Source organism: Myxococcales bacterium (genome assembly GCA_016706225.1).
Taxonomy (GTDB): domain Bacteria; phylum Myxococcota_A; class Polyangia; order Polyangiales; family Polyangiaceae; genus JADJKB01.
In genome coordinates this window covers 198,589-217,028 of the sequence record JADJKB010000010.1, presented here as the reverse complement: position 1 = coordinate 217,028, position 18,440 = coordinate 198,589, and the positions used below count along the sequence as shown (strand labels likewise).

The 18,440-nt window shown below is 67.8% G+C and carries 13 protein-coding genes and 1 tRNA gene; 7 read left to right on the top strand and 7 right to left on the bottom strand.

Features of this window, described 5'->3' with window-relative positions; all coding sequences use genetic code 11:
- Nucleotides 1–6: 6 nt before the first annotated feature.
- The 5 genes from IPI67_18855 to IPI67_18835 form a co-directional block, all read right to left on the bottom strand.
- Nucleotides 7–1,368, bottom strand: coding sequence for a sigma 54-dependent Fis family transcriptional regulator (locus IPI67_18855; GenBank protein MBK7582252.1), 1,362 nt, complete (start codon nt 1,366–1,368; stop codon nt 7–9).
- Entirely contained in the window at nt 1,365–1,766 is a 402-nt protein-coding gene (locus IPI67_18850; protein MBK7582251.1) for a hypothetical protein, read from the bottom strand. Before IPI67_18850 ends, IPI67_18855 begins: the two co-directional genes overlap by 4 nt.
- A complete protein-coding gene (locus IPI67_18845; GenBank protein MBK7582250.1) occupies nt 1,763–2,323 on the bottom strand; it encodes a c-type cytochrome in 561 nt (186 codons plus the stop codon). The genes IPI67_18850 and IPI67_18845 overlap by 4 nt, the downstream gene beginning before the upstream one ends.
- A 104-nt stretch (nt 2,324–2,427) precedes the next feature.
- Nucleotides 2,428–3,045 carry an OmpA family protein gene (locus IPI67_18840; protein MBK7582249.1) on the bottom strand — a complete coding sequence of 206 codons (618 nt, stop codon included), beginning with the start codon at nt 3,043–3,045 and terminating at the stop codon, nt 2,428–2,430.
- Between the two features lie 269 nt (nt 3,046–3,314).
- Nucleotides 3,315–4,487 (bottom strand): hypothetical protein, encoded by a 1,173-nt coding sequence (locus IPI67_18835; GenBank protein MBK7582248.1) that lies wholly within the window; start codon nt 4,485–4,487, stop codon nt 3,315–3,317.
- A gap of 206 nt (nt 4,488–4,693) precedes the next feature.
- On the opposite strand from IPI67_18835, the gene dnaE reads away from it, so the two are divergent.
- The 4 genes from dnaE (at nt 4,694) to IPI67_18815 (ending at nt 10,778) form a co-directional block, all read left to right on the top strand.
- Complete coding sequence (gene dnaE, locus IPI67_18830; GenBank protein MBK7582247.1) at nt 4,694–8,269, top strand: DNA polymerase III subunit alpha; 3,576 nt, start codon at nt 4,694–4,696, stop codon at nt 8,267–8,269.
- Nucleotides 8,270–8,408: 139 nt separating this feature from the next.
- Nucleotides 8,409–9,668, top strand: a complete 1,260-nt coding sequence (locus IPI67_18825) for a DUF4388 domain-containing protein (GenBank protein MBK7582246.1) — start codon at nt 8,409–8,411, stop codon at nt 9,666–9,668.
- A gap of 81 nt (nt 9,669–9,749) precedes the next feature.
- On the top strand, nt 9,750–10,442 hold the full coding sequence (locus tag IPI67_18820; protein ID MBK7582245.1) for a hypothetical protein: 693 nt from the start codon (nt 9,750–9,752) through the stop codon (nt 10,440–10,442).
- Nucleotides 10,443–10,553: 111 nt separating this feature from the next.
- Nucleotides 10,554–10,778 carry a hypothetical protein gene (locus tag IPI67_18815; protein MBK7582244.1) on the top strand — a complete coding sequence of 75 codons (225 nt, stop codon included), beginning with the start codon at nt 10,554–10,556 and terminating at the stop codon, nt 10,776–10,778.
- Between the two features lie 17 nt (nt 10,779–10,795).
- On the opposite strand, the gene IPI67_18810 is transcribed toward IPI67_18815, so the two are convergent.
- A tRNA-Lys gene (locus IPI67_18810) sits at nt 10,796–10,870 on the bottom strand.
- 132 nt (nt 10,871–11,002) lie between these two features.
- The gene (locus IPI67_18805) at nt 11,003–13,429 is read right to left on the bottom strand and encodes a putative metal-binding motif-containing protein (GenBank protein MBK7582243.1); all 2,427 of its coding nucleotides are present in this window, start codon (nt 13,427–13,429) and stop codon (nt 11,003–11,005) included.
- 249 nt (nt 13,430–13,678) lie between these two features.
- Between IPI67_18805 and IPI67_18800 the strand changes: the two genes are divergently transcribed.
- From IPI67_18800 to IPI67_18790, 3 genes are read left to right on the top strand one after another with little or no spacing between them, the layout of a single operon-like run.
- Nucleotides 13,679–15,043, top strand: coding sequence for a sulfatase-like hydrolase/transferase (locus IPI67_18800; GenBank protein MBK7582242.1), 1,365 nt, complete (start codon nt 13,679–13,681; stop codon nt 15,041–15,043).
- Nucleotides 15,040–15,816, top strand: coding sequence for a sulfatase-like hydrolase/transferase (locus IPI67_18795; GenBank protein ID MBK7582241.1), 777 nt, complete (start codon nt 15,040–15,042; stop codon nt 15,814–15,816). Before IPI67_18800 ends, IPI67_18795 begins: the two co-directional genes overlap by 4 nt.
- Nucleotides 15,813–18,398, top strand: a complete 2,586-nt coding sequence (locus tag IPI67_18790) for a sulfatase (GenBank protein MBK7582240.1) — start codon at nt 15,813–15,815, stop codon at nt 18,396–18,398. Before IPI67_18795 ends, IPI67_18790 begins: the two co-directional genes overlap by 4 nt.
- Nucleotides 18,399–18,440 lie beyond the last annotated feature (42 nt).

Sequence of the window (18,440 nt, the reverse complement as noted above, 5' to 3'; positions counted from 1 at the left end):
CACCCTCTAGCCGCGCAGCCCGTGTTTACGCGCCAGGTCGTACAGGTGTTTGCGGTCCATCTTGGCGTGGCGGGCGGCGGCGGAGATGTTGCCCGCGTGGCGCTCGAGCAACCACCCCACGAAGGCCTTCTCGAACTCGGTCTCGAAGCGGGTCTTGACCTCGCGGTAGGTCTCGCTGGCGTCGAACTCGAACGCCGCAGGTCCAGCCGCCGGAGTCTTGGCGCTGACCGGGAGATCGACGAGGCGTACGTCGGTCTGCCCGCTGGCCGTCGCGATGTAGATGGCCCGATCGAGCACGTTGCGCAGCTCCCGGACGTTGCCCGGCCAATCGTGGGCGCCGAGGGCCGAGATGGTGTCCTTGGCGAGGTGCACGCTGGCCGCGTTCGGGTCGCGCGTCTTGGCGAGGCTGAGGAAGTGCTCGACCAGCATCGGGATGTCCTCACGCCGCTGGCGTAGCGCCGGCACGTGGATCGGCACGACCGCCAGGCGGAAGTAGAGATCTTCGCGGAATTTGCCGCGCTCGACCTCTTCCTTCAGGTTGCGCTTGGTCGCAGCCAAGATGCGCGCCTTGGCCTTGAAGGTCTTGTTGCCACCCACGCGTCGGAAGTCGCCGTTCTCCAGCACGCGCAAGAGCTTCGGCTGCACGTCGATGGGGAGCTCGCCGACCTCGTCCAGGAACACCGTGCCGGTGCCAGCGGTCTCGAACGCCCCTTGGCGCATGGCGACCGCGCCGGTGAACGCTCCGCGCTCGTGGCCGAACAGCTCGCTCTCGATCAGGTTGTAGCTGATGGCGCCGCAGTCGACGACCACGAACGGCTCGGCGGCGTGGCGGCTCTTCTGGTGAATGCTGCGCGCCAGCACGTCTTTGCCCGTCCCGGTCTCCCCCTCCAGCAACACGGGCGCGTCGGTCCCGGCTATGTGTTCGAGCACACCGAACAGCGTGCGCATGGCCAGGCTCGGGCCGAGCGCCTCGCCGAACTCGGAGGCCTCGCTGGGCAAGATGTGCGCGCGGTTGGGCTCGCTGCGCAAGATGACGTCGACGTCTCCGACCGTGATGGTGGCGCCCGATTCGACGGTGGCTTCGCGCACGGTTGTGCGGCCGACGCGTGTGTGATTCGTCGAGTCCAGATCGCGGATCAAGATCCCGGTGGGGCTGCGGGAGAGCTCGCAGTGATGTCGGGAGACGGTGTCGTCGGGCAACACCAGATCGTTGTCCGGTGCCTTGCCGATGCGCACCAGATCTCCGACCGGAACACGCTGACCGCGGGCCTTTCCGCTGACCACCACCAGCACCAGCTCGTCCGGCGGCCCGTCGCGGGTCACCGCCGCACGTGTGGCCAGATCGGTGTGCGCTGCAGGCTCTCTCATGGGTCTTCGACGGGCAAGATCGTCTCGCCGCCTTCCAGGTTAACGCGCCGCAGGTAGCTTGTCTCTTTCGTGCCACCGTCGGGCAAGGCTCGCTCGACCGCGACCGCCATCACGTAGCGGCCGTTGGGCAGTGAGACCACGTGTTGCACGCGTTTCGGAGCCGCTCCATCGTAGCTCAGCTTGACCCCGCTCCGCGGTTCACGCTCACCCTCCAGGGTGTAGCTGGCCGACAGGTGTTTGAGGGGAGCCTCGGCCCCGACCCGGAACACCAAGATCTGCTCGCGGGGTAACGAAGGCATCAGGAACGACGCGGCGTAGGCGATCCCCGAGATGACGAGCACCCGTGTCGCGAGGCGCCGCCACAACGAGCCGCCGGTCGCCGGCTCGGGCTCGCTCATGGTCGTTTGCCGGCGTCGGGCGACGCCGGAGGGGTCTCGCCTGCGTCACCCGGCGCGCGTGGCTGTTTGCCTGCGTCGCTGGGCCGCGCGGCTCCTCCGTCCCCCGCCGCCGGCGCGCCGCCGTCGGTCACAGGCGCAGCTTGCGCAGGGTTCAGCAGCCGGACGACCTTGACCAGCTGAGTGACGGTGCTCTCCGGCAGGTTGAGCTTGGGCATCTGCCCCTTGCCGTTGCGGATGGACTCGGCGATCTGTGCATCGCTGACGCTCGCTTGCCACTCGGGGTCGGCCAGGTTGCGGGCTTTGACCGCCGGCCCCTTCGGGCCATCCCCGCGGCCGACGAGGCCGTGACAGGGCACACAGTTGGTCCGCCACGCCATCAACGCGACCTCGTCGAAGCCGGTCCCGCTGGTCCGCCCGCCGTCGGTCATGTCTGCCTGCGCGGCGTTCGGCTTGTCGGTGTGGTCGTGATCCGATGGCCGCCACTCACGGATGTCGGAGGGGCTTTTGCTGCATGCGCTGAGCAGTGCGGCGAGGGGAATGAACGCGAACCGGTGCATCTCGCGCCCCACATAACACACGAGCCGAAGCGCGTGGGAGCGCTCCGGCCCATGGGCGGCGAGAAGGCGCCGTCAGACGGCCGTCTTCCCGCACAAGTTCAGTCTCAGAGGTCGAAAACCTTGGCGCCGGCGGTCGGATCCATGCCGAGGTAGGGTTTGCCCTTGAGCTCGGCGATCTTGAACTCGGTACGCCGGTTCTGAGCGCGGCCCTCTTCTTTGCTGTTGTCGGCGATGGGCTTCTTCTGACCAAACCCGACGGCGATCAGGCGCTCCTTCGGGACGCCCTTGTCGACCAGCCACTTCTTGATGGTCAGCGCGCGCTCGCCGGACAGCTTCTCGTTGTCAGGCTGCTGCCCGACGTTGTCGGTGTGACCTTCGATGCGAAGCTTCGTCACCTGGGGATTTTCATCCAAGAAGACCTTGAGCTGCTCGAGCACGACCTCGCTGCCCGCTCCCTCTTTGAGCGTCGACTTCTTGGTGTCGAACACGATGTTGCCCGGAATCGAGACGCTGTCGCCGTTGACGGTGGCGGTGCTCTTCTTGGGCGCCGGTGCCGGGTCGGCGGTCGGCGCGGGCGTCGGAGCCGGCGCGGGTTCGGTTGTTGCGGGCGGGGGGGGCTGGCCTCCAGCCTGCGCCTCTCCCGCGGTGTGGGTGGTCACCGTGCAACCAGCGAGATAAGCCAGCCCCACGAACGTCAGTGTCAAACAACTGTTTCGCAACATATTGATCCTCCGTCGGCGGTCGCGCCGGGTCGGCGCGCCGTAGTCCTCGGCCCTTTGGCCGCAAGCGGTAATCCAATTCACCCGTCGATGGCAAGGCCGCCGTCTCGCGGACCCCGCGCCGAGGGTTTGGACGGGCTAGCCCTTCACGGTGTTCAAAGCGGTGGGTTTCCGGTGGCGAACGTGGCCGCCGCCGGGGCACAAAACGCCGAAGCCCCCCGGGTCTCGAGGGGCTTCGGGCGGTCCCGCGCGGGCGCTCAGGCCCTTCCGGGTCAGCCTCCGGCGCCGCCCGCACCGGCCGCGCAGGGGTCCGGCGGGGGGGTGGCGCTCGGGGCGATGCCCCCGAGCTGCACGGCGAGGGCCTCGAAGCCCAAGCCCACGCTGATGCCGTCGCACAGCTTGCTCGGGTCGCCGTTGGTGCCATCGGACATGATGTCGCTCGCCGCGCGGATCTGCTGAGCGATGCTCTCGAAGGTCTGGCCTTCGCACAGCGTCTTGTCGAAGCCGCCGGCCACCTTCTTGAGCTCGCCGATCAGATTCTCGGTCGGGATGATGCCGGCAATCACACCCTTGGTTGCCTTGGCGGTTGCACCAGCGCCCGCGAGATCGGCGGTGATGACGGCCTTCGTGATCTTCAGCGCGAGGCTGAAACCTTGGATGCTGACGGTCAGATTGAGATCACCTTCGGAGCCGCTGACCCAGGTGCCACCCGCAACGTACGACGAGGGGAACTGGACCTTGGCCGAGTCGATGTCGGTCGCATTCGTGAGCAGCTCCGGCAGCACCGGCCACATGTCGCTGCCGTCGAACTTCGGGGCCGAGCAGTTCGGCTCGGTCGGCGTGGCCTTGCAGTCGGGCACGAGGGCGTCAAAGGTCGAGCCGCCGTACAGCAGGGTTTTGATGCCCGTTTGGTCGGCGCTGGCCTCGAGCTTGTTCATCTTCAACATGATGGTGAAGGAGCCCGACGCGAGCGACTCACTGATGGTGCTGCTCGGGTTGGCCGCCAGCGATGCGATGATCTTCACCAGGTTCGAGCCGAACGAGTTGTCGATGCCGTTCTCGCCGTCGGTCTGCACACTCGACTTGGTCGCACCCTCTTGGTACTTGCAGTGATTGGTGCCGTTCTTGGTCGAGACCAGGCCGTCGAGGTTGTAGCCGATGGTGCGCCAGGCGTTCGGATCCGGGTTGCCGGAGTAGTCGGTGTCACCCAGGAACAGTTTGTTGAGCGCGACGACCGTGTCCGCCGCACCGGCGGCGGGGGCGCCGCTGCCTTGGGCCGGGGGTCGGGCACCGGGCTCCTCCGGATCGGGCTTGCCGGTGGTACTGCCACCGCTGCCTCCGGTGTTGTTGTTGCTCGAGTCATCGCTGCTTCCGCCGCAGGCGAACGCAGACAGAGAGCCGATGAGGCCGACGGTGACAAGCGTAAGGGATCGACGACGAAGCATGCGGTGGTTCCTCCTGGTTCTTCAGGTGTGCTCCCCGTGGTCGGCTAGCTGACCAACGCGGGTGGAGCGGCACCCTCAGCCCGGGGCATCCTAGCGAGAAAGCCTCCCGATGCAAGCCATGCGAAGGGGCAAACTCGTGTGGGCGCGTGTAGGCGAACGAGCCCGGCCCGCCTGCGGCCGGGCGGTGGTAAGCCATCTCTCCGAGCATGCCGGCCGAGTTCGTCCACCTGCACGTCCACACCCAGTTCTCCTTCCTGGTCAGCACCGTGAAGGTCGACGGGCTGGTCAAACAGAGCGCTGCGCTGGGCATGTCCGCGGTGGCCCTCACCGATCACGCCAACATGTTCGGGGCCATCCGCCACTACACGAAGTGTCGCGCCGCGGGCATCCTCCCCATCCTGGGTGCCGAGCTCAACGTCGTGCGCCCCGACGGCAAGGGGGTCGTCGACCACCTGGTCGTGCTGGCTCGCAACAACGAGGGGTACGCGAATCTGGTTCGGCTCGTCTCTCGCTCCCACGTCGCGTCTGCGTCGGATTGGGCACCGAGCGTCGCGCTGCCGGATGTGGCCGGGCTGTCGAAGGGGCTGATCGGTCTCTCGGGCTGCCTCGGCGGTGTGGCGGCGCAGCGTGTGCTCGAGCAAGGCCCGGAACACGGAGAGAAGGTCCTGCTCGAGCTCCGCGACGCATTCGAGCCCGGGATGTGTTTTGTCGAGCTGCAGGATCACGGGTTTCCGGAGCAGCGCGTCGTCAATCGGGTGCTGGTCGAGGCCGCCTCCGCGCTCGACTTGCCCGTCGTGGCCAGCAACGACGTGCATTTTCTGGAGAAGGCAGACGGCGAGGCCCAGCTCTACCTGGACTGCATTCGCCAGAACCGCGTCGTCGCCCAGGAGCGGGCCGGTCACCACGGCAGCTTCGAGATGTACCTCAAGAGCGCCGAGGAAATGGCGGAGACGTTCCGCGAGCTGCCGCAGGCGATCTCCAACAGCGTGCGCATCGCGGAGATGTGCGGTGACGTCTCGCTCAAGCTCGGCGAGGCGATGCTGCCGAAGTTCCCCGTGCCCGAGGGGTTCGATCTCGACGGCTATTTCCGGCACGTGTCCCGCGAGGGTCTCGAGGCGCGCTTCGCGCAATTTCGCGGCGCGGGCCGCAGCATCGTGGAGGCCTCGTATCGCGAACGCCTCGAGCTCGAGCTCGAGGTGATCACGAGCATGAAGTATCCCGGCTACTTCCTGATCGTCTGGGACTTCATCCGCGAGGCCAAGGCGCGAGGCATCCCGGTGGGGCCGGGGCGCGGCTCGGGCGCCGGTTCCATCGTGGCGTACGCGCTCGGCATCACCGAGATCGATCCCATCCCGTACAACCTGCTGTTCGAGCGCTTCTTGAACCCCGAGCGCGTCAGCATGCCGGACTTCGACGTCGACTTCTGCATGGCGCGCCGCGACGAGGTCATCGCCTACGTCGCGGAGAAGTATGGCAAGGCGAGCGTGGGTCAGATCGCGACCTATCAGAACCTGAAGGCGCGCAGTGTGATCAAGGACGTTGCCCGCGCCATGGGCATCCCGGCGCAGGACGCGCAGCGCATCGCGAGCCTGGTGCCGGATCTAGGGCAGGGCAAGACGGCGACCATCGAGCAGGCGCTGGAAATGGAGCCGAAGCTCCGGCAGATGGCCGAGGGCGATCCCCAGATTTTGGAGCTGTTGACCCAGGGCAAGAAGCTCGAAGGGTTGACGCGCCACGCCGGCATGCACGCTGCCGGTGTCGTGATCAGCGACGGGCCGCTCGAGGATCACGTGCCGTGTTTTCTCAGCGATTCGAGCATCGTCACCCAGTACGACAAGGACGACGTCGAGGCGGCGGGGCTGGTAAAGTTCGATTTTCTGGGGCTGAAGACGCTGACGGTGATCGCCATCGCCGAGCGCCTGGTCAACGCGCGGCCCGACCGCGCGGGCAACCCGCTGTCGCTCGGGCTGGTTCCACTCGACGACCGTGAGACCTATCAGCTGGTCTCGAGCGGAGACACCACGGGAGTGTTCCAGCTCGAGTCGAGCGGCATGCAGAACCAGATCTTGCGGCCGCTCAAGCCGGATTGTTTCGAAGACATCATCGCGGCCGTCGCCTTGTATCGCCCGGGACCGCTCGGTACCGGGATGATCGACGACTTCATCGGCGGCAAACACGGACGCAAACCCATCCGCAAACTTCACGTGCTGGTCGACGAGGTGCTCGCGCCCACCTACGGCGTGCCCGTCTATCAAGAGCAGGTCATGCAGATCGCCCAGCGCCTGGCCGGGTATTCGCTCGGAGCCGCCGATCTCTTGCGGCGGGCGATGGGCAAGAAGAAGGCCGAAGAGATGGCCAAACAGGAGCAGGCGTTCCTGGAGGGAGCCAAGAAGAACGGCGTGAGCGACGAGCAGGCGCTGGCGATCTTCCGCGAGGTCGAGGGGTTTGCGTCGTATGGCTTCAACAAGAGCCACTCGGCGGCCTACGCCCTGGTCACCTATCAGACGGCGTATCTCAAGGCGCACTATCCGACGGAGTTCTTCGCCGCGCTCTTGACCGCCGACAAGGACAAGATCGACAAGGTCGTGCGCACCATCGCCGAGGCGCGAGCCTGGGGTGTGAGCGTGCTGCCGCCCGACATCAACGCCAGCGCGCTCGACTTCACCGTCGTGTATCAGCACCCGGAAGGGCGCGGCCCCGCCCGGGGACCGGGCAAGCTTCGAGATCGCTACGGTCCGCAGATCCGCTTTGGACTCGGGGCCGTGCGCGGCGTCGGCGAGGCCGCGCTCGAGACCGTGTTCGAGGCCAGGAATGCCGGGGGTCCGTTCGTCGATCTGTTCGATTTTGCGGCACGCGTCGACGCAAAACGTCTCAACAAAGGCGTGCTCGAGTCGCTGGTGCAATGTGGCGCGTTCGACAGCGCACTCGGACCCATTGGTGTCACCCGCGGTCGTGCCTACGCTGCCATCGACCGCGTCCTCGAGCGCTCCCGCAGCTCGAGCCGTGACCGCGAGCGGGGCCAGACCACCCTGTTCGGCATGTTCGACGCGGCCAGCAGCAAGGGCGGGGATGGCCAGGCGCAGACGGCGACCGACGAGTACCCGACGGTGATCGAGTGGGATCGACTCGAGCTCTTGCGTCGCGAGAAGGCCGCGCTCGGGTGTTACGTCTCCGGCCACCCGCTCTTGCGCTACGGCAACAAACTCTCGCGGCTCGGCGCCATCTCCAGCGTGAAGGTCGCAGCGGAGGCCCCTTGGACCATGGTGTCCGTGGCCGGCATGGTCGAGGGCTGGCAGGAGAAGATCTTCAAGGGCGGCTCGGGCGGCAAGGCGGCGTTCTTCGAGATTGAGGACATGTTCGGCCGGGTGAAGGCCAAGCTGCGCGGGGATCGCATCGACACCTACGCGCCGATCCTCACCGCCGGCGAGGCGGTCCTGGTCACGGGCAAGGTGAGCTTTCCAATGACCGACGAGGCATCGGACGAGGAAAAAGAGCCAACACTCCTGGTCGACTCGGCGGAGCCCCTGTCCGACGCGGTGCTCAAGGCGACGCGCTCACTGTCGATTCGGCTGAGCGCGGAGCGCACGGCCAAGAGCCAGCTCGAGGCACTCCGTGATCTTCTGCGCGACTCGCCAGGGCCCTGTCCGGTCGAGCTCGTGCTCGAGCTGCCGGGCGGCGCCGAGGCGGTGATGGCCCTGGACGGCACGCGGGTCACTCCGAGTGATCTGGTCCTGTCGGGGCTCGAGCGCATGTTTGGCACCACCGTCGCCGAGCTGCGCTGAGCGCGCTTCGGGGGGCGCAATCCGCGCCGCCCGGGCCGGTGGCTCTCTGGGCGCTACGCCGAGGCAGCAGGGAAGGCCTGGGGGAGGCTGAGCGCCTTTCTGTCAATCGTGCTGGGGGAGCTGGTATCCTTTGGCTTCCATGAAGGACGCCCGGTCCGAGCTCGTGCGCATCGATGCCTCCGGCACGGCGCACCCCATCGGCGTCACCGCCAGCCAGCGCATGCGTGCGCGCGAGGGGGCATTCCGACTGCTCCCGTCGCCGCGCCACGTGGTGCTCATGCGGCTCACGGGGGAGGACGGAAAACGGGATGGCGAAGACGGCGCCATCGTGCGTTTGGCCGGTGAGATCACGGCCTCCGGTGACGTAACCGATGTGCTGGCCATGGTCGCGCAGGCGAACTGGCGCGGGGAGCTCGTCGTGCTCGACACCGAATACACCCGCTCCATGTTCTTCGAGCAAGGCAACATCGTCGGAGTGCAGACGACCTGCGATGAAGAGCGCCTCGGCAGTGTGCTCTACCGCTTCGGGGCGATCACCGCTGAACAGCGTGCGACGATTGTCGCGCGCATGAACGAGGGCGCCCGCTTCGGCGAGGCCGCCTCGCAGGCGGGCCTCGTCAGCAGCGAAAAGCTGTACACCTACATGGGGAAACAGATCGAAGAGGTCGTGTTCGCGACCTTGACGGTGGGCGACGGCACCTTCTTTTTCCTGGATGGGTTCGACGCCTCGAGGCTGATGTCCCAGCACATGGTGAGCGCCGGCGCGCTGCTCATGGATGCGGTGACCCGCATCGACGAGATGAACTATTTCAAGCAGAAGATCCCCACTACGGACTACGTACCGGTGAAGCTCGACAACCCAACGCCGCCGAACGAGGAACTGAAGGACACGCTGGCCGCGGTCGACGGCCGGCGCAGCGTCGAGGAGATCGGCCGCAAGACCGGCAAGGGTGAGTTCGTCACCGCCAAGCAGGTCTACTCGCTCGTGCAGAGCAAACACGTCGTGATGCACCCGCCGCGCGCGGAGGGTGGGCCCGCCGGCCTGGTCTCCGCGGCCAACAGTGCCTTGCTCGTCATCCACCGCTCCGCGGACCGCGCCGGCAAGGGCGCGGCGCTGCGGGAGAGCCTCGCCTCCTTCGCGGTCGGCGCGGGGGTCTACGACATCTTGTTCCGAGGGGCCGGTCCGGATCAGGAAGGCGTGCTCGAGCCGAAGGCCGTGGCGGAGAACTCGGTCCTGGTCGCGTCCGGGTCCGACCCCGAGAACATGCTCAAGCAGATGCTCCACGAGTACGTCAGCTTCGCGCTGTTCAGCGCCGGAACGGCCCTCGGAAGCGAGAAGGAAAACGAGCTCAAGAGAGAGGTCGGGACGGTCCTCGGGAAGCTGCGGCCTCAGGGCTGAGGCCGCTCCTGGCGCTTCGGCGCTCTTGCCAGCCGCTCTGACCGAGCTAGTCTTGCCGCGGCTTGTCTTTCGGAGGTTCTCATGAAGCTCGCTCATTGGTCGGCGTTCGCCCTGTTTGGTTCTGGCCTGGTCGTGGCGTGCAGCTCGAGCGGCGGCGGAGGCGGCTACGCTCCCTGCGACGACGCCGGGCTGTGTCCCACGGGGCTGGTCTGTGACAACGGCTACTGCGTGAGCCCGGAAGCCGGGGTCGGCGGCGGCCCGAACGGCGGCGGGGGCGGTCCGAGCGGCGGCGGGGGCCCGAGTGGCGGGGGCGTCGGCGGCGGCCCGAGCGGCGGCGGCTTCGGGGGCGGTCCCGCTGGTGGAGGCGGCGGCCCGAGTGGCGGTGGCTCCGGGGGCGGTCCCAGCGGCGGAGGTGGCTTTGGCGGCGGCCCGAGCGGTGGGGGCGGCTTTGGTGGCGGCCCGAGTGGCGGGGGTGGCGCATCTGCGTGCACCTCGACGAGCCAAGGCCTGCCTTGCAATCAGGTCTGGGACGACACCACCACGTGTGGCCAGTGCCTCATCAGCAAGTGCTGCACGGAGACGAACGCTTGTTTCAACAACAAGGAGTGCTCGGGGCTCTTCGAGTGCATCATCACGTACGACTGCGCCAACGCGAGTGACCTGAATACCTGCATCTCGACCAACTGTTCGGGCTGCGCGACCTCCGGCGCCGCGACCTACTTCAACGCCATTGGCACCTGCCAGACATCGAAGTGTGCGACCGAGTGCGCTTGACTCCGACTGACCTGTGAATCCCGCGCCCGCGAACGGTTGGGCACAGCCCTGCCGATTACCGAAAGAAACCGCGGCCACGGGTTGGCCAGAGTCTTGCTCCGGTGCATCGGCATGAAGCTCACTCTCGCGCTCTTCACCCTGGTTGCTCTGGCCGGAGTCGGCTGTGGCTCAGGTCATCGAGCGGCCCAGAGCCCGTCCCCGGAGTACTCGGACCAGGACGAGTACTCCCAGACCCAGAGCCAAGGCAGCGGCTCGGACTCGAGCGGCGCCTACTACGGTGCCGGTCAGAGCGGAGCCCCCGAGCGACGCCCGGCGGAGCCGAGCGCACGTCCCTGACTCTGTCGTCCGAACAGTGGGTCGACAGGGATTCGAACCCTGGACCGACGGATTAAAAATCCGCAGCTCTAACCAGGCTGAGCTATCGACCCGAACCCCGACCGCAGTCGGGGCGCACTGTCTACCTCGAACCGCGGCGTTCGGCCACAGCTTCGAGCGCACAAAAGCATCGAGGCCGCCCGGCAAGCTGCCGAACGGCCTCGAAGGCTCGGCGCTAGCTCAGATCAGGGAGTGAGCACCATGTTGACGGTGTACGGGAACGAGGCGTTGGTCTGCCTCGACGAGACGAGCAGTGTGTACATACCCGCTGCCGTCGCGGTGTAGGTGACCGTTGCGACCGCGCCGCTGCCCTGCGGCGAATAGGCTAGCTGAGTGAGGCATGCGGAGCTCGATGTGAGCGCCGCGTACGGCGTGAACGTCGATGCCCCGGTTCGGGTCACGGTGACGACCACGTGGTCACCCGCCTCCATCCAGGTCTCGAAGTCGTCGGTGAAACGCTGGGCGAAGTCACCCGCACGGTCGCCGATGGCCAGAGACTCGTTGAACGTCCCGTTGAACGGATAGATGGCCAGGTCGTCGCCCGTTCCACCCTGCGGGCCGGCGCCCGACAGACATGTGCCGCCGACGTTGCCCGGCACGACGTTCATCGAGATCGCCCCGACCTGTCCTGCTGTCGTCGCAGTTCCCCAGGCCGTGTAGATGCCCGTGGAAGTGGGGGTGTACTTCAGCCGTGCGCCGCCGTTGACCACGCCGGAGCTCGCTGCCGAGACGCCGAGGGAGGTGGCGCAAGCGCCGGCCTTCGACACGTACACCCGGTCAGCGAACGGCGTTGCGCCCTGGAGGATGGTGTACTGAGTGCCAGTCACGCCCCAGAACTCGACGTCCTCGCCCTGGAAGCCGGTGGGCGCCGGGGAAGTGCCCGCTGCCCAGGTCTCTCCGGCCGATACGGTCGCGCCCATGTGCCAGCCGAGCGGCCACACGGTGTACGTGGAGGTACCGCAACTTCCGCCTAGGTCGCCCGGGTAGGCGTTGAAGACGTAGTCGCCAGTCTGGCCTGCGACGTCAGTGGTGAGGATGTTGTAGTAGTACCCGGCAGCGGTCGGCGAGATCACCCGGCGGGCCTTGTAATTCCCGTGGTTGTTGCCCTCGTTGTACGGGTACGTAGTAATCGTGCCCGTCGTGCAGCTGTTCGGCCGGGTGTAGAAGCGCGGCTGGATCGTCGAGCTGCCGCGGCGCCCGTACATCATCGTCATGGTCTGGCCCGCTGCGGTCGAGACCTCGGTGTCGTCCCAGAAGTAGGTGGCACCAGCCGGGTTGCCCGCGGTGTTCTCGGTGTTCGTGAGCGTCTGGTTCAGCGTGTACGGCAGGACAGAAGCGCCGTAACCGTCCACACCGCACTGTGTGCCGGCGGCGGTGTCCTTGCCGTCGCAGTTCTCGTCGATCTTATTGCCCGGGATCTCGGTTGCGTTCGGGTTGATGGCCTTGTTGGTGTCGTCGCAGTCCGTGTTGTTGCCCGCGCGCCCAGCCGGTATCGCGCACAAGTACGAGACCGTGCCAGCCACATCACCGAACCCGTCGCCGTCCTTGTCCGGCCAGGTCGCGGTGGGACCTTCGTCGATGCCATTGATGCAGTTGTTGTCCTTGCCGTCGCACAGCTCAATCGCGTTCGGATTGATGGTCTTGTCGGCGTCGTTGCAGTCACCACCGACGGCGATGTAGCCGGTCGGCTGCGCGCACGCGCTCTTGGTTACAGTGCTCGAGCCGAAGCTGTCGCCATCGGAGTCCTGGTACCAGGTCTGGGTGCCGGGGTCGGGGGTGGCGGCGTTGCAGTCGTTGTCCTTGCCGTCGCAGATCTCCGTGTTGCCGGGGAAAATGGCCTTGTCGGCGTCGTTGCAGTCGCCACCCTGGGTGACCCAGGTCGACGCCGGAGGCGTGCAGGCTTTGGTTGCGGTTCCCGCGCCATACCCGTCACCGTCCGTGTCGTTGTAGTAGTCGTTCTTGGTGACGCCGTCGTCGACGCCGTTGGCGCAGTCGTTGTCCTTGCCGTCGCAGACCTCGGTGTTGCCCGGGTAAACGGCGCCGTCCGCGTCGTCACAGTCGCCCTTGGTGGCGGTGTAACCCGTCGGTGCGGCGCAGCCGGACTTGTTGGTCGCCGCATTGTCGAGGCCGTAGGCGTCGCTGTCAGCGTCCACGTAGAACGTGCTGGTCACGCCTTCGTCGATCTGCGTGTCGCAGTTGTCGTCGACGCCGTTGCAGACCTCGGTCGCGCCTGGATTGATGTCCTTGTTGTTGTCGTCGCAGTCCTTCGTCGAGTCGTAGCCGTCGCCGTCGGCGTCCGTGCCCGTGCTGCCGCCGGTTCCGCCGCCGCCGGTTCCGCCCGCCACGCCGCCGCCGCCCGCAATGCCGCCGGTGCCGCCGCCGCCGGTGTTGCCGGTGCCGCCGCCGCCGGTGTTGCCGGTGCCGCCGCCGCCGGTGTTGCCCACGCCGCCGACGCCCGTGCCGCCAGTACCGCCCTTGCCGCCGGTTGCTCCGACCGCGCCGGAGCCTCCGCCGCCGGAGCTGCTCGTGCCGTCGTCACCACCACACGCCATCACCGACATGCCGAGCGCGAGCGCCGAGTAGGAAACCAATTTTCGAGTCGAGCGTTTCATGAATGCCTCCCGAGTAAGTTCCGCCGCGCCGGTTGGGCCGATGGACAGCGGAGGAGGCTAGGCTCGGTCGTTGGCGCGGGCAACGCAGATTTAGCAGACGCCAAAAACTCTGTAATAACCAAGCGTTGCTAGGAAATGGCTCGGAGTCCGGGGCCAGCATTTCCGTGGCAGCACGCGGAACGGCCCGGCAGCCCGCCCTCCAAGGGACTCCACGGCCGGCCGACTCTGCTATCTCCTGGCTGCCGCCACATGTCCCTCCCGGACGACGCCACCGCGCCAGCCCCGCCCAGGGTCGGCCTCGCGCGGCGGCTACTGCGCCCGACGAGCGTTGGCGCGGCGTACCTGGGTCTGCTGTCCCTGCTGGCGCTCGGCCGGACCCTGGCGGACGACCAGGTTCAGGGGGTGAGCGCGCGCGGCGCGCGCCAGCTGATCACCAGCCGTTTTCCCGCCGAGGTCATCGACGCCGCGGTGCTGTCGCTCGCCAGCGCGGTAGCCCTCGGCATCTTCCTGGGTGTCCTCGCGGGGGCCCTGCTGATGCTGCGCGATCGACTACTGACGCGAAAGCGCGAGCCCGCGTCGCTGGCGCTGCCCAGCCTCGGCGTCGTGGTCGCGCTCCACATCTTCGCGTGGTGCTACGACCTCGCCTGCCACCCCCAAGCGTACGCAGCCGGACTCTACGCAAGAGGCGGCCTGCGCGCAGCGCTGCAGATCTTCGTGTGTGACCACCTCGGACCGACCGGCGTCGTCATCGCCGCCGGACTCTCGGCGAGTGTGTTCCTTGGTGGCCCGGTGCTCGTCGCGGTCGGAAAGCAGAGGGCCGCTCGGCTTCGAGCCGCCGCTGCCGTCGCTGGCTCCGCGCTGGTCTTTGGGCTGCTTTTCAGCACTGTCGGCCGCATCGGTGTCCGACCGGCTCACGCCGCTGGCGCGCGCCCCAACGTGCTGATCATCGCAGCGGACTCCTTGCGCGCCGATCGACTCGACCCCCGTGTCGCGCCCGAGTTGAGCCGTCTCCGGGACAAGGGTACGAGCTTCGAACGCGCCTACGTGGGCCTGCCACGGACGTTTCCTTCCTGGGTCTCGATCCTGAGCGGGCGAGACCCGCATCATCACGGAGTGCGCCACATGTTCCCCCGGCGCGAGGCGCGCGCCGTCGACGTCGGCAGCATCGTGCGCCAGTTCGGCAGCGCGGGGTATCACACCGCCGTTGCCAGCGACTTCGCCGGCGACATCTTCCGTCGTTACGCGTTCGGTTTCAAACGGACGTTGACCCCGACCTTCGACGTGCGAGAGCTGGTGCGCGAGACTGTGCTCGGTGGCCAGAGCCCGATCTTGCCGCTGCTCCGCACGCGGTCCGCACGTCATGTGCTGCCGACCCTCCGCGCGCTCCACGAGACGACCGATGCGCGAGCGCTGAGCGCGGACGCGTTGCAGGCGATCGACGACGCAACCGGCAAACCATTCTTCGTCGTGGCGTTCTACTCGACCGCGCACTTCCCGTACTCCGCGCCGGCTCCACACTGGTCGCGTTTCCTCGACAAGGGCTACCGGGGCCGTACCGCTACGGAAAATCCCCCGCCATTTTCCCCGGCCGCGTTCCGGACGCCGCGGACGTGAAGGCAGTTCGCGCGCTCTACGACGGGGCGGTCTCTGCCGTGGACGAAGCGGTGGGGGAGCTGATGGCGGGGCTCTCGCGGCGCGGCCAGCTCGACAACACCATCATCGTGGTGACGGCGGACCACGGCGAGAGCCTGTTCGAGTCCGGTCGGGGCCAGGGCCACGGGGATCACCTGTTTGGTGACGAGACCACGCGCGTCCCGCTGGTGGTCATCGACCCGCGCCGGGCGCGGGCGCAGGCGATCACTCAGCTCGTGCGCTCCGTCGACATTGCGCCGACGCTGTGTGAGCTCGCGGGGGTCGAGTGTGAGCCGGGCATGGACGGACGTTCGCTCGTGCCCGCGCTGGAGGGTCGAGTCTTGGCGCCGCGCCCCGCCTTCGCCGAGACCGGGCTCTGGTTCACCCGCCAGATCCCGGAGGTGCCGCCGGCCCTGCGCCTCCCGTATCCGGATCTCACCGATCTGGTCGAGGTCGATTCCGGAGCCGGCGGTGAGCTCGTGGCGAGGTCGGATCTGGAGCCGCTGCTCGTGACGGCCAAACACCGCATGCTGCGCGATGCGCGTCACAAGTTGATCTACGCGCCGACGCGCGCGGGCCCGCGCTGGATGCTGTTCGACTGCGAGGCCGACCCGGCGGAAGAGCACGATGTGGCAGCCGCCCACCCCGAGGTCCTGGCTCGCTTGAAAGCCGAGCTGTGGGCCTGGATGCTGGAAGATCCCAGCATGCAACGCCGCGGTGAGATGCTGGTCCCGCGCGAGGAGCCCCGCCGGTGACCGTGTCGGAGCGCATTGCCAGACTCTTGGTATTTGCCGTCGGCGCGCTGTCTGTCGCTGCGGTGGCCCGGCTGCGTGACCCGGCGCGAGTGGAAGCCCCGCCGCTGTCGCCTCGGCAGCAGCAGGCAAGCCCATCACGGGCAGGCGGGAGCGCCGCGAACAGCGAGCCGAAGTCAGCCGGAGTGGCGGTGCGGCTCATCGAGCGACTCGCCAGCGCCGTCGTGAACGCACCCGAGCTCGAGCGCGTGGACAAGGAGCTCGCGTATTGGCGGCGCATGCGCTCGCCGTACTTCGGCGCGAGCGGACAGCCGGCAGAGCTGGTGCAGCAGGTCTCGCTCGTTCGCCCAGGCAGCATGAAACGCAAAGGGCGGAAGCGCGAGGCCGGCACCTGGGTCCTCGATCCCAAGATGTGGAACATGAACGAAGGCAGCTTCGATCAGCGTGAGGCCATCTTGGCGCCGCCGCCGGCAACGCTGCGCTTCCGCTCGATCGTGATCCCGGACGGCGCAGTGTTCGAGGCCGCGCCGGCCATCGCCGGTCCGGGTTACGGCGGCGTCGAGTTCGAGGTCGCCGTCCGCGATCGCAGCGGCGCGAGGCATGTGCTCGGAACGCGCAGCGTGGAAGGAGGCCGCACCGGAGCCTTCGCCGATTGGCAGATCCCGCTTGCAGAGTTCGCCGGCCAGACCGTCGAGCTCGAGCTGTCGACACGCGCCAAGATCAAGGGTGTTGGTCCCGCGGCAGCCCTTTTCGGCACCCCGGTGGTGTACGCGCCGAGCAAGAGCGCGTTGCCGTTCAACGTGCTCTTCATCGTGGTGGATGCGATGCGCGGCGACGCGCTGGCGGCGACCCACGACGACGCGACCGACGCGGCCGTCGCGCGAGCCGAACCCCCGGCGTTCGAAGCATGGCTGCCACGCCTGCCGGAGGTGGCGCCGAATCTGGATCAGCTCGCGAAGGCGGGAGTCATCTTCACGAAGGCGTACTCCGGTGGAACCTGGACGCGTCCCGGCACGTTGGCGATGCTCGCCGGTGCACACTCGAGTGCGCTGGGTCTATCGGCGTTGCCTCTGGTCCCGGCGGCGCCGGATGTGCTCGCCCTGTACGCCCGGCGCCCCGGGTTCTTGCCACTGTTGTTTCGCGCCGAAGGCGCAGTCACGCGCGCCGTAGTCAACAACTTCTACATGGTCGGGTACGCGGGTGTCGGCGTCGACATGGGCTTCGAGGGGCTCGTCGACCACCGCTTTCAGCGGGAGGACACCGCCAACATCGTGGCCGACAGCGTGCGGCTCCTGGAGCAAAACCGCGGGCGACGTTTCTTCTTCTTCGTCAACTTCAACTCGCCCCACTCACCCTATCAACCGCCTCCGAGCGCCAGGGCGGCGATCCCGCGCGCGCCGCGCGGTCCGGGCGAGCGTATGGTTCGAGACTACCTGGCGGAGATCCACAAGGACGACGCCGCGATCGGCGAGCTCCTGGCGAAGCTGGACGGGCTCGGGCTTCGCGACCAGACGTTGGTCGTCGTCACTGCCGACCACGGTGAGACCCTGAGTCGCGAGCACGAGACCGTGCCCGTCGGAGTCGACGGCGGGCCGCGCATCGGCGGACGATTTCACCACCTGTCGTCGTTGTACGACGAGACCGCGCGGGTGCCGCTGATCGTGTCTTGGCCCAAGCGATTGCCCGCGGGCCGGCGGGTCGACGACCCGGTCTCCAGCATCGACATTCTGCCGACGCTCGTCGAGCTCGCGGGGCTCGACCTCCCCGCGCATGTCCGGGGTTCGTCGCTCGTGCCACTGATCGACGGCAAGTCGGAGCCCGAGCGGGCCATCGTCGTGGAGGGGCGCGGTGCCCACGCGATTCGTGTCGGCCGCTGGCGCCTGGTCGTCCGGGACGACGCCTACCAGCACGTCTGGGTCAAGGGACGGCGCGTCAAGCGCAAGGTCGAGCTGTACGATCTCGAAGCCGATCCCGGCGAGCGTGTGCAGGTAGCGGCGCAACATCCCGAAGTGGTGTCGCGGCTGCTCGCGGCGGACCAACGGCGCGGCGCCGAACGCGTCGTGGGTCAGAGCGGGAGCCGCTCGCCCAAGTATCATTTGCGGTTCTCCGGCGGCGCGCAGCTGCACCGACTGAAGGGGGAACTGCGCGGGCGGACGGCCGACGGTGGAGCGGCCAAGCTGAGCGCCGTCGCCGTCGGGTTGCCAGAGGGTGCACTCTCCCGAGTCGGGGAGGGGGTCCTGCTCGACGTCGCGCTCACCCCGGGCGCTTTCTTGGGTTTCGATCTCGGGGTCGAGCCGCCCAACGCCGATCTGTCGTGGTCGTTCTTTCTCGATGGGGCGCCGTGGCCAGGTGACGCGGCGTATGCGGGGGAGTTTGCGCTCTCGGCTGCGACGCTCGCCACGGGGGTGCGGGGTGAGGCAGGGCGTCGCGAGCTCTCGGGGACGCGGTTGCCGTGGGTCGATGCGTCGGAGACGGGACTTTTCGTCGTGCGCGACGCAGACGCAGGCGAGCTGCGCTTCGCAGAGACGGGTGCCGCGAAGGCGGAGGCGATGGGGCTGATGAAGGCGTGGGGCTACGTCCGCTGACGGGCCGCCGCTCAGTGGCCCGCGTGCGCCGAGCAGCACTGG